Raw genomic sequence first — 12636 nt, 5'->3', positions numbered from 1 at the left:
TCCGGCCGCGCGCTATTCGGCCGACTCGCCCCGGATCACGGCCAGCACGCCGTCCAGCTCGTCGGGCTTGACCAGGACGTCGCGGGCCTTGGAACCCTCGCTCGGACCGACGATGTTCCGGGACTCCATGAGGTCCATCAGCCGCCCGGCCTTGGCGAAGCCGACCCGCAGCTTGCGCTGGAGCATCGACGTGGAGCCGAACTGCGTGGAGACGACCAGTTCGGCCGCCTGGCACAGCAGGTCGAGGTCGTCGCCGATGTCCTCGTCGATCTCCTTCTTCTGCCGGGTGGCGACCGTGACGTCGTCCCGGAAGACCGGGGTCATCTGGTCCTTGCAGTGCTGCACGACGGCCGCGACCTCGTCCTCGGTGACGAAGGCGCCCTGCATGCGGACGGGCTTGTTGGCGCCCATCGGCAGGAACAGCCCGTCGCCCTTGCCGATGAGCTTCTCGGCGCCCGGCTGGTCGAGGATGACCCGGCTGTCGGCGAGCGAGGAGGTCGCGAAGGCGAGCCGGGAGGGCACGTTCGCCTTGATGAGGCCGGTGACGACGTCCACGGACGGCCGCTGGGTGGCGAGCACCAGGTGGATGCCGGCGGCGCGCGCGAGCTGGGTGATGCGGACGATCGAGTCCTCGACGTCCCGGGGCGCCACCATCATCAGGTCGGCGAGTTCGTCGACGATGACCAGCAGGTACGGGTACGGGTTGAGCTCCCGTTCGCTGCCCTCGGGCAGCGTGATCTTGCCGTCCCGGATCGCCTGGTTGAAGTCGTCGATGTGCCGGTACCCGAAGGCCGCCAGGTCGTCGTAGCGGAGGTCCATCTCCTTCACCACCCACTGGAGGGCCTCGGCGGCCCGCTTGGGGTTGGTGATGATCGGCGTGATCAGGTGCGGGATGCCCTCGTACGCGGTGAGCTCCACCCGCTTCGGGTCGACGAGGACCATCCGGACGTCCTCGGGGGTCGCCCTTATCATGATCGAAGTGATCAGGCAGTTGATGCAGGAGGACTTTCCGGAGCCGGTCGCACCGGCGACCAGGACGTGCGGCATCTTCGCCAGGTTGGCCATCTCGTAGCCGCCCTCGACGTTCTTGCCGAGCGCCACGAGCATCGGGTGGTCGTCCTCGGCCGCGGCCGCGAGCCGCAGCACGTCGCCGAGGTTGACCATCTCCCGGTCGCTGTTGGGGATCTCGATGCCGACCGCGGACTTGCCGGGGATCGGCGAGATGATCCGCACGTCCGGGGAGGCCACGGCGTACGCGATGTTCTTGGTCAGGGCCGTGATCTTCTCGACCTTCACGGCGGGCCCGAGCTCGACCTCGTACCGCGTGACCGTCGGCCCCCGGGTGAAGCCGGTGACGGCCGCGTCGACCTTGAACTCGGTGAAGACGTTCGAGAGCGAGTCCACCACGGCGTCGTTGGCGGCGCTGCGCGTCTTGCCGGGCCCGCCCCGCTCCAGGAGGTCCAGCGAGGGCAGGGCGTACGTGACGTCGCCGGCCAGCTGGAGCTGCTCGGCGCGGGGCGGCAGGTCGGTCGGCTCGGGCGCGGGCTTGGTCAGGTCCGGTACGCCTCCGCCGGGCCGCCGTCCGCCGCCGCGGGCGGGCGGTACGGGAGCGGCCGGAGCGTCCGCCTCGGCCGCCTCGGCCGCCGCCTTCGCCGCGGCGTCCACGGCGGCCTTGCGGTCCGCGGTGACGTCCCGGGTGAGGTCGGCGACGACCGGGGACGGAGGCATGCCGTTGAGCACCGCGCCGTCGAGCGCGGCGGCCGCCGCCGCGGCCACGTCCACCGGGTCCAGGCCGTCCTCGGCGTCGCGCTCCGAGGGGCGGCGGGCCAGCCGGCTGCGCCGTTCGAGGAGCTCCGCCTCGGCCCGGTCCACGTCGTAGGGGTCGGCGGGGCCGCGGCGCCGCGCGGGCCGGCCGCTCCGGGGCTGCGGCCGGGCCTCCCGCCACTCCTCGTCGCGACCGTCGTACTCGCCGACGGGGATGCCGCGCCCCTCGGTGTCGTCCTGCGCGGGGTCGTAGGCGGGCTCGACGATGCCCAGTCTGGCGCCGAGGGCGCGCAGCCGCTGCGGGATCGCGTTGACCGGGGTGGCGGTGACGACGAGCAGCCCGAAGAGGGTGAGGAGCACCAGCATCGGTACGGCGAGAACCTCGCCCATCATGAAGACGAGTGGCTGGGACGCGGCCCAGCCGATGAGCCCGCCGGCGTTCTGCATGGCCTCGCTGCCGTCGCCGCGGCCGGGTGAGCCGCAGGCGATGTGGACCTGGCCGAGGACGCCGATGACGAGGGCGGAGAGCCCGATGCTGATCCGCCCGTTGGCCTCGGGCCTCTCCGGGAAGAGGATGAGCCGTACGCCGATCGTGCCGACGAGCAGCGGGACGAGCAGGTCGAGCCGGCCGAAGGAGCCGGTGACGAGCATCTCGACGAGGTCGCCGACGGGCCCCCGGAGGTTGGACCAGGTGCCCGCGGCGACGATCAGGGCGAGGCCGAGCAGCAGGAGGGCGAGGCCGTCCTTGCGGTGTGCCGGGTCGAGGCCCTTGGCGCCCCGCCCTATCCCCCGGAACATCGCCCCGACCGCGTGCGCCAGGCCGAGCCAGGCGCCGCGGGCGATCCGGTAGACGCCCCCGGTGGGGGACGGCGCGGGCCGGGGCGCGGGCCGCTTCGCCGCGGGCTTCCGCGCCGGGGCTCGCTTGGCGGGCGCCGCCTTCTTGGCCGCCGTCTTCTTCGCGGGCGGCTTGGCGGGGGACTTCGCGGGTGCCGCCTTCTTCGCGGCGCCCGTCGTACGACCGGCGCGCGGCTTCGCGGCCGCCGTGCCCTGGGAACCCTTGCCGGACGTACGTGAAGCCATGATGGTGAGGTTACCGGTGTGACGACCGGCTGTCCGCCTCACCCGTTCGTGTCGTTCCCACCGTGGCCCGAAGGTGACGTCGCATCATGCGGGACGGCGCCCGCCCGAACACACGGTGACGGGACGTCAGCTCTGGGTCGGGAGCGACGGCGCGGCGCCGGTGCCGGGCTCCAGGGCGTCCAGCGCCCGGCGCAGTCCGGTGAGCTTCCGCTCCAGGTGCGCGGCGGTGGCCACGGCCGCCGCGTCGGCGGAGTCGTCGTCGAGCTGCTTGGACAGGGCCTCCGCCTGCTCCTCGACGGCCGCGAGGCGTGCGGACAGCTCGGCGAGCAGACCGGCGGTCTCCTTGCCGTGGCCGCCCTCGCCGCCGCCCTCCAACTGGAGCCGGAGCAGCGCCGCCTGCTCGCGCAGCTTGCAGTTCTTCATGTACAGCTCGACGAAGACCGACACCTTGGCGCGCAGCACCCACGGGTCGAACGGCTTCGAGATGTAGTCCACCGCCCCGGCCGCGTACCCGCGGAAGGTGTGGTGGGGGCCGTGGTTGATCGCGGTGAGGAAGATGATCGGGATGTCCCGGGTCCGCTCCCGCCGCTTGATGTGGGCGGCGGTCTCGAAACCGTCCATTCCCGGCATCTGGACGTCGAGCAGGATGACCGCGAAGTCGTCCGTCAACAGCGCCTTGAGCGCTTCCTCCCCGGACGATGCCCGCACCAGCGTCTGATCGAGCGCGGAGAGAATGGCCTCCAGCGCCAGCAGATTCTCCGGCCGGTCATCGACCAGGAGGATCTTGGCCTTCTGCACCATGCCCCGTCCTCCTCGCCCCGGCGACGTCTCTCCCCGGCTCCCGGAACCGGGGGAGGCACCGGGCGCCGCCCCAGAAGACGACTCCCTAACGCCGTCCGTCCTTGTGCCGGTCATCGTAGCCGCACCCCGCCCGTCGCCACACCCTGTCACCGCGATGTCACTGTGCACGTACCGGAAACGCGGTGGGAGACCAGAAGGTTCCCCGTATCCCGGCCCCTCACACCCTTCTGGCGACAGTCCGTCAGCGAGGACGCCGAGCCGGCACGACCCGGCGGTCCCGTGGTGCGGAGCCACCCGCCCGCACCACGGGACGCGACCGGACTCACTCCCCGCGCATCCACTGCTCCATCACGGACAGCAGGTGATCGGGGTCGACCGGCTTGGTCACGTAGTCCGAGGCACCGGACTCGATCGCCTTCTCCCGGTCGCCCTTCATCGCCTTCGCCGTCAGCGCGATGATCGGCAGCCCCGCGAACTGCGGCATGCGCCGGATCGCGGTCGTCGTGGCGTACCCGTCCATCTCCGGCATCATGATGTCCATCAGGACGATCGTGACGTCGTCGTGCTGCTCCAGGACCTCGATGCCCTCCCGCCCGTTCTCCGCGTAGAGCACCGCGAGTCCGTGCTGCTCCAGGACGCTGGTGAGCGCGAACACGTTGCGGATGTCGTCGTCGACGATGAGCACCTTCTCGCCCGAGAAGCCGAAGGTGCGGCGCGGCTCGGCCTCCGCCTCCTGCTCGGGCCGCTCCACGGCGGTCTGCTGCCCGGGCTGCCCCGGCGCCTCCGTCCGTGCCCCGGTCGCCTCCGCGGCCGCCTTCCGCCGGTGCCGGAAGAGCGCCCCGGCCCCGGACCGCGCCTCCGTCCGCACGGGCGGCGGCGAGAAGTGCGGGAACGGGTGGACGGCACCGGCGGCCGTCTCCTCGGCGCCCTGCTGCGGATCGTCCGCCGCCCCCTGCCCGTACCCGGGCGGCAGCTCCGTCGGACTCAGCGGCAGGTAGAGGGTGAACGTCGAGCCGCGGCCCGGCTCGCTCGCCGCGAAGATCTCGCCCCCGAGCAGCCGCGCGATCTCCCGGCTGATCGAGAGTCCCAGGCCCGTACCGCCGTACTTCCGGCTGGTCGTGCCGTCGGCCTGCTTGAACGCCTCGAAGATGACCCGCATCTTGCTCGCGGCGATCCCGATGCCGGTGTCCGTGACCGAGAAGGCGATCAGATCGGCCTCCGGGTCCCGCAGCGAACCGGCCTCCAGGAGCTGCTCGCGGATCGACTGCGGCACATCGATCCCGGCCGGCCTGATCACCAGCTCCACCGCCCCCGTGTCGGTGAACTTCACCGCGTTGGAGAGGAGGTTGCGGAGCACCTGGAGCAGCCGCTGCTCGTCGGTGTGCAGGGTGGCCGGCAGCTCGGGCGAGACCCGCACCGAGAAGTCCAGCCCCTTCTCCGCGGTCAGCGGCCGGAAGGTCGCCTCCACGTAGTCGACGAGCTGGACGAGCGCGATCCGGGTCGGTGAGACGTCCATCTTGCCCGCCTCGACCTTGGACAGGTCGAGGATGTCGTTGATCAGCTGGAGCAGGTCCGAACCGGCGCCGTGGATGGTCTCCGCGAACTCGACCTGCTTGGGCGTCAGATTCGTCTCGGCGTTGTCCGCGAGCAACTTGGCCAGGATCAGCAGCGAGTTGAGCGGGGTGCGCAGCTCGTGCGACATGTTCGCCAGGAACTCGGACTTGTACCGCATGGAGACGGCGAGCTGTTCGGCACGCTCCTCCAGGACCTGCCGCGCCTCCTCGATCTCGGTGTTCTTCACCTCGATGTCCCGGTTCTGCCGGGCGAGGAGCTCGGCCTTCTCCTCCAGCTCCAGGTTGGAGCCCTGCAGCTCCTTCTGCCGGTGCTCCAGCTCCGCCGACCGCTCCTTGAGCTGCTCGGTGAGCTCCTGCGACTGCTGGAGCAGCACCTCGGTCTTGGTGTTGACGCTGATCGTGTTCACGGTCGTGGCGATCAGCTCGGCGAGCTGGTTGAGGAAGTCGCGCTGGATCTGCGTGAACGGCTGGAAGGACGCCAGCTCGATCACGCCGAGGACCTTGCCCTCGAAGAGCACCGGGAGCACGATCACGTGCGCCGGGGAGGCCTCCCCCAGCCCGGAGGAGATCTTCAGATAGCCGGGCGGCACGTTGACCTGGATGGTCCGCTTCTCCTCGGCCGCCGTCCCGATGAGCGTCTCGCCGGGCCGGAACGAGGTCGGCATGGACCCGGCGGAGTACCCGTAACTCCCCCGCATCCGCAGCTCGTACGAGCCCTCCCCCTCGCCGACGAGTTCGGCGTCGCCGTGCGCGGAGCCGGTCGGCATCGCCACGAAGAAGGCGCCGTGCTGCGCCGAGACCACCGGGGTCAGCTCGCTCATGATGAGCGAGGCGACGTCGTCCAGGTCCCGCCGGCCCTGCATGAGGCCGGAGATCCGGGCCAGGTTGCCCTTCAGCCAGTCCTGCTCCTCGTTGGCGAGGGTGGTGTCGCGCAGGTTGGCGATCATGGTGTTGATGTTCTCCTGAAGGGCCTGGATCTCGCCCGCCGCGTCGACACCGTCGATCTTGAGGTTGAGGTCGCCCCGCGTCACCGCCGTGGCGACCGCGGCGATCGCCCGCACCTGCCGGGTCAGGTTCCCGGCCATCTCGTTCACCGACTCCGTCAGGTCCCGCCAGGTGCCGTCCACGTCGCGCACCCGGGCCTGACCGCCGAGCTGACCGTCGGTGCCCACCTCGCGGGCCACCCGCGTGACCTCCTCGGCGAAGTTCGACAGCTGGTCGACCATCGTGTTGATGGTGCTCTTCAGCTCCTGGATCTCGCCGCGCGCGTCGATGTCGATCTTCTTGGTGAGGTCGCCCTTGGCGATGGCCGTGGTGACCGCCGCGATCTGGCGCACCTGGCCGGTGAGGTTCGAGGCCATCGAGTTCACCGACTCGGTCAGGTCCTTCCAGGTGCCGGAGACACCCGGCACCCGGGCCTGACCGCCCAGCTCGCCCTCCGTGCCCACCTCGCGGGCCACCCGGGTGACCTCGTCGGCGAACGACGACAGGGTCGTCACCATCGTGTTCACGGTGTCGGCGAGCTCGGCGACCTCGCCGCGCGCCTCGACCGTCACCTTCTTGGTCAGGTCGCCGTTGGCGACGGCCGCCGAGACCCGGGAGATGTTCCGCACCTGACTCGTCAGGTTGTTGGCCATCAGGTTGACGTTGTCGCTCAGGTCCTTCCAGGTGCCCGTGACGCCCCGGACCCGCGCCTGACCGCCGAGGATGCCCTCCGTGCCCACCTCGCGGGCCACGCGCGTGACCTCGTCGGCGAAGTTCGACAGCTGGTCGACCATGGTGTTGACGGTCGTCACCAGCTCCAGGATCTCGCCCCGGGCGTCGACGGTGATCTTCTTCGACAGGTCGCCCTTGGCGACGGCCGTGGTGACCTCGGCGATGTTCCGCACCTGGATGGTGAGGTTGTTCGCCATGAAGTTCACGGACTGGGTGAGGTCCTTCCAGGTGCCGGAGACCCCCTGCACCTCGGCCTGTCCGCCCAGGATGCCCTCGGTGCCCACCTCGCGGGCCACCCTCGTCACCTGCTCGGCGAAGTTCGACAGCTGGTCCACCATCGTGTTGAGGGTGTTCTTCAGCTCCAGGATCTCGCCGCGCGCGTCCACGTCGATCTTCTGCGACAGGTCGCCCCGCGCCACCGCCGTCGCGACCTGCGCGATGTTGCGGACCTGGGTGGTCAGGTTCCCGGCCATGCCGTTCACCGAGTCCGTCAGATCCCGCCACACACCGGCCACACCCGGCACCTGAGCCTGCCCGCCGAGCCGCCCGTCGGTGCCCACCTCGCGGGCCACCCGGGTCACCTGGTCGGCGAACGCGGAGAGCTGGTCGACCATCGTGTTGATGGTGTTCTTCAGCTCCAGGATCTCGCCGCGCGCGTCCACGTCGATCTTCTGCGACAGGTCGCCCCGCGCCACCGCCGTCGTCACCTGCGCGATCTGCCGCACCTGCGAGGTCAGGTTGCCGGCCATGAAGTTCACCGAGTCGGTGAGCTCCCGCCAGCGCCCCGACACGCCGTCCACCCGCGCCTGACCGCCCAGCCGGCCCTCGGTGCCCACGTCCCGCGCCATCCGGGTCACCTGGTCCGCGAACGAGGACAGCTGCGACACCATCGTGTTGACGGTGTTCTTGAGCTCCAGCATCTCGCCGGCCACGTCGACCGTGACCTTCTGCGACAGGTCGCCGTTCGCCACCGCCGTGGTGACCTGCGCGATGTCACGCACCTGTCCGGTCAGGTTCCGGAAGGCCGTGTTCACCGAATCGGTGAGGTCCTTCCACGTTCCGGCCGCACCCTTCACCTCGGCCTGGCCGCCCAGCAGACCCTCGACGCCGACCTCCCGGGCCACCCGGGTCACCTCGGAACCGAAGGCGGACAGCTGGTCCACCATGGTGTTGACGGTGTTCTTGAGCTCCAGCATCTCGCCGGCCACGTCCACGGTGACCTTCTGCGACAGGTCGCCGTTCGCCACCGCCGTGGTGACCTGCGCGATGTCACGCACCTGCGTGGTGATGTTCCGGAAGACCGTGTTGACCGAGTCCGTGAGGTCCTTCCACGTCCCCGCCGCGCCCGGCACCTGCGCCTGGCCGCCGAGCAGGCCCTCGGCGCCCACCTCGCCCGACACCCGGGTCACCTCGTCGGCGAAGATCCGCAGCGTCTTCGTCATCTGGTTGATGGTGTCCGCCAGCTGCGCGATCTCACCGCGCGCCGACACCCGCACCTTCTGCGACAGGTCGCCGTTGGCGACCGCCGTCGTGACCTCGGCGATACCGCGCACCTGGCTGGTCAGGTTGCCCGCCATCGTGTTGACGGAGTCCGTGAGGTCCTTCCACACACCGGCGACCCCGGCCACCTCGGCCTGACCGCCGAGCTCGCCCTCCGTGCCCACCTCGCGGGCGACCCGGGTCACCTCGGACGAGAACGAGGACAGCTGGTCGACCATCCGGTTGACGGTGTTCTTGAGCTCCAGCATCTCGCCGGCCACGTTCGCCGTGACCTTCTGCGACAGGTCACCGTCCGCGACCGCCGTCGTCACCAGCGCGATGTCCCGCACCTGGGCCGTCAGCCGGTTCGCCATGGTGTTGACCGAGTCCGTGAGGTCCTTCCACGAACCGGACACCCCGCGCACCTGCGCCTGCCCGCCCAGCTTGCCGTCCGTACCCACCTCGACGGCGACCCTGGTCACCTCGGAGGCGAACACCGACAGCTGGTCGACGAGGTTGTTCGCGGTACGGGCCACCTTGAGGAACTCGCCGCGCAGCGGCCGCACCGCCCCGTCGGCACCCTCCGAACGCAGGTCCATCCGCTGGTCCAGGTCGCCCTCGGCCACCGCCGAGAGCACCCGGCCCACCTCGGACACCGGCCGGGCCAGATCGTCGACGAGCGCGTTCGCGGCCTCGATCGCCGCCGCCCACGCCCCCTCACCCGCACCGGCCTCCAGACGCTCGGACAGCTTGCCCTCGCGCCCCACCACCCGGCGGACCCGGGACAGCTCACCCGTCACGTGCATCTGCCGGTCCGCGACCTCGTTGAACACGGCGGAGATCTCCGCCATGACCCCGTCGCCGGACACCGTGAGCCGCCTGCGGAGGTTGCCGTCCCGCATGGACACCAGCGCGGCCAGCAGCCGCTCCAGCGCAGCCGCGTCGACCTGCACCGTCCCCCCACGGGAACGCCCGCCCCTCGCGCGCGTACCGCTGCCTCCGCCGCGCCGCGCCGCCGTGCCAGGTTCCACCGTGTCCCTCCCGAAAGGGGTCGACCGTACCGCTCCGGCTTCCGCCGGTAGCCTGCCCAGTGTTTCACCGCCACCGAACCAGGCGATAACAGTTCGGCAGCTTCGCACATCCGCCCCTACCCTCTGGGGACGGATTCAGCGATGACCGGCATCCGCTCGGACGGTGAAGGTAAGTAACCTGGCTTCCGACTGTCCAACCGCCCCGGTCCGCCCGGCGGGGGCGGTGTGGTGCACACACGACCACCGGGCAGCGGGAGGGACAGACCGAGCATGGCAGAGCCGGGCGTCGAGACGCGTACGAGGAGTTCTGTGATCACCGCGCGGGCGACTGCCAGCTTCGAGCCCGTCGGGCGGTCCGTCGCGGCCGCCCGCGCCTTCGTCCGGGACACCCTCCAGGGCTGGGGCCACCCGGAGCTCGTCGACGACGCCGTCGTGCTGACCAGCGAGCTCGTCACCAACGCCGTCATCCACGCCGGCACCTCCGCGGAGGTCCTCTGCCTCCGTTCGGACGACAGCATCCGCGTCGAGGTCGCCGACCGCTACCCGGAGCGCGAGATCCCCGTCCAGGCCGGCGGCCGCGCCCTCGGCAACCCCGACCGCGAGAACGGCCGCGGCCTGCTGCTCTGCGCCGCCCTCGCCCACCGCTGGGGCGTCGACTACACCCCGACGCGGAAGCACGTCTGGTTCCACCTCGACCTCGCCCAGCGCCCGGTCGGCACCCGCTCCGCGGGCCCGGTCCTCCCCGAGTCCCTCCTCCCGGTCACCGACAGCCGCGTCCGCGTCGCCGTCGTCCAGATCGACCGCGGCGGCGCCATCAGCGCCTGGAACGAGGACGCCGAGGAACTCTTCGGGTACGCCTCCGAACAGGTCACGGGCAAGCCCCTCGGCGACCTCGCCGCCTGGCCCCACACCCCCGGCATCGGCACGGGCCTCGCCGAGGCCCTCCGCCTCTCCCGCTGGGAGGGCAGCTACGGCATCCGCTGCTCCGACGGCCGCGTGATCCCGGTCTACGCCGCCCACCTCCGCGTCCGCGACGCCCAGGGAGAGCCCTCGACCGTCTGCCTCCTGGTCCGCGAGCACGAGCGGGCGATCCTCCAGACCCCGCAGCGCCCCGCAGCGGAGCCCGGCTCGGAGAGCCGCACGACCGACCCCTTCGAGGTCTTCATCGGCTCCCCCGCCCCCGACGACCTGGACGGACTCCTCCAGCGCACGGTCGAGCGCGCCCGCGACATGCTCGACGGCGACGCGGCCTTCCTGCTCCTGGCCACCGACGACGAGACGGAGCTGGAGGTCCGGGCGACCACCGGTCTCCCGGCCGCCCGCCAGCGCTTCGCCCGCGTCCCCGTCGAGACCGGAGCCAGCCGTTACGGCTCCGCCCGCATGCCCGCCGTGCACGAGGACCTGGCCGCCGTTCCCGGCGCCGTCCCCCTCCTCGAAGGCACCGGCATGCGCTCGGTCGTCACCGTGCCCCTGAAGGTGGAGGGCCGGCTCACCGGCTCCCTCGGCGTGGCCGCCGAGACCGCGAACCGCTACTCGAACGAGGAGGCGCTCCGCCTCCAGTTCGCCGCCGACCGGATCGCCCTGGCCGTGGAGTCCGCCCGCCTGGGCGAGCTGGAGCGCCTGCGCCGCGGCTCCCTCAGCTTCCTCGTCGAGGCCTCGGACCTGCTGGCCGGCACCCTCGACCGCGACCAGACACTGGCGCTGATGGCCCAGATGACGGTCCCGACCCTCGCCACCTGGTGCGCGGTCTACACGATCGCCGACCAGGCCTCCGACCCGTACCTGTCGTACGTGCTGCACGAGGACGAGGACCGCATCGACGGCCTCAAGGACCTGCTGTCCTCGATCTCGCCGCCCGACCCGGTGCCGACGCCCGGCGCCCGTGTCTGGACCGCTCCCGGCGAGGCCGCTCAGCGCGCGGCCGTGACCGCCTCGGTCCGCGCCCTGGACCACCCGGCGAGCCCGCTCTCCTCGGGCATCGACAACACCCTCGCCACCGCGAGCACGGTCGCTGGCGAGACGGTCGTCCTGCCGCTGGTCGCCCGCAACCGGGTCATCGGCATGCTGACCCTCGGCAGGCCTTCGGAGGACCACTTCCGCCAGGAGATCCTGGAGCTCGCCGAGGACCTCTCGCGCCGGGCCGCCCTGGCCCTGGACAACGCCCGCCTCTACTCGGAGCGCGTGGCGATCAGCCAGTCCCTCCAGCGCAGCCTCCTGCCGCCCGGCCTGCCGGACATCCCGGGGGTCGAGGTGGACGTGATCTACCGCGCGGCCGGCGAGGGCAACGAGGTGGGCGGCGACTTCTACGACCTCTTCCCGATCCGCGACGGCGCCTACGGGTTCGCCATCGGCGACGTCTGCGGTACGGGCCCGGAGGCGGCCGCGGTCACCGGCCTGGCCCGGCACGCGCTGCGGCTGCTGGCCCGCGAGGGCTTCGGCGGCCCGGCCGTCCTGGAGCGCCTGAACGCGGCGATCCTCGACGAGGGTGCCCGCAGTCGCTTCCTCACGCTGCTGTACGGCGAGATGCGCCCGCAGGAGGACGGTTCCGCGATCCTCAAGGTCGTGTGCGCCGGCCATCCGCTGCCGCTGCGCCTGCGTCCCGACGGCTCGGTGAGCCCCGCCGCGGAGCCCCAGCCGCTCCTGGGGGTGATGGAGGACCTCGAACTGTACGAGGAGACCGTCACGCTCGACCCGGGCGACGTCCTCCTGTGTGTCACGGACGGCGTGACGGAACGCCGTGAGGGCACCCGCATGCTGGGCGACGACGGCCTCGCCGAGGTCCTCAAGACCTGTACGGGCCTGACGGCCGGCGCGGTCGCCGCACGAGTGCTTCGCGCGGTGGAGCGCTTCGCGCAGGCTCCGGCCTCCGACGACATGGCGATCCTGGCCATGCGCCTGCGCGAGCCTGACGACCGCTGACGGCACGGGCGATCCCCCCTGCCTGGGGGATCGCCGACCGATGCGTCTCTCCCCGGAACGTAGAAAGGCCCCCGCCTGATGGCGGGGGCCTTTCTACTTGGAGCCCTTTAACGGAATCGAACCGTTGACCTTCTCCTTACCATGGAGACGCTCTACCGACTGAGCTAAAAGGGCGGGTTGTTCGGCGGCGTCCTACTCTCCCACAGGGTCCCCCCTGCAGTACCATCGGCGCTGAAAGGCTTAGCTTCCGGGTTCGGAATGTAACCGGGCGT

The 12636-nt window shown here is 71.4% G+C and carries 4 protein-coding genes, 1 tRNA gene and 1 rRNA gene; 1 reads left to right on the top strand and 5 read right to left on the bottom strand.

Annotation, left to right across the window (positions count from 1 at the left end):
- Nucleotides 1-12 precede the first annotated feature (12 nt).
- From ACF09E_RS31750 to ACF09E_RS31740, 3 genes are all read right to left on the bottom strand, one after another.
- Complete coding sequence (locus ACF09E_RS31750) at nt 13-2844, bottom strand: DNA translocase FtsK (RefSeq protein WP_392209176.1); 2832 nt, start codon at nt 2842-2844, stop codon at nt 13-15.
- Between the two features lie 126 nt (nt 2845-2970).
- Nucleotides 2971-3645 (bottom strand): two-component system response regulator, encoded by a 675-nt coding sequence (locus ACF09E_RS31745; protein WP_392209174.1) that lies wholly within the window; start codon nt 3643-3645, stop codon nt 2971-2973.
- A gap of 322 nt (nt 3646-3967) precedes the next feature.
- Nucleotides 3968-9445, bottom strand: coding sequence for a HAMP domain-containing protein (locus ACF09E_RS31740; RefSeq protein WP_392209173.1), 5478 nt, complete (start codon nt 9443-9445; stop codon nt 3968-3970).
- Between the two features lie 270 nt (nt 9446-9715).
- On the opposite strand from ACF09E_RS31740, the gene ACF09E_RS31735 reads away from it, so the two are divergent.
- Nucleotides 9716-12364, top strand: a complete 2649-nt coding sequence (locus ACF09E_RS31735; RefSeq protein WP_392209171.1) for a SpoIIE family protein phosphatase — start codon at nt 9716-9718, stop codon at nt 12362-12364.
- Nucleotides 12365-12462: 98 nt separating this feature from the next.
- Here the strand turns inward: ACF09E_RS31735 and ACF09E_RS31730 are convergent.
- Both ACF09E_RS31730 and rrf read right to left on the bottom strand, forming a co-directional pair.
- Nucleotides 12463-12538 (bottom strand) — tRNA-Thr (locus tag ACF09E_RS31730).
- A gap of 5 nt (nt 12539-12543) precedes the next feature.
- Nucleotides 12544-12636 (bottom strand): 5S ribosomal RNA (rrf, locus tag ACF09E_RS31725); the annotation flags it as partial.

This window comes from Streptomyces sp. NPDC014891 (genome assembly GCF_043081085.1).
In the GTDB taxonomy this organism is placed as follows: domain Bacteria; phylum Actinomycetota; class Actinomycetes; order Streptomycetales; family Streptomycetaceae; genus Streptomyces.
The sequence above is the reverse complement of the archived record's forward strand: the minus strand, read 5'-3'. Positions and strand labels throughout refer to the sequence as shown.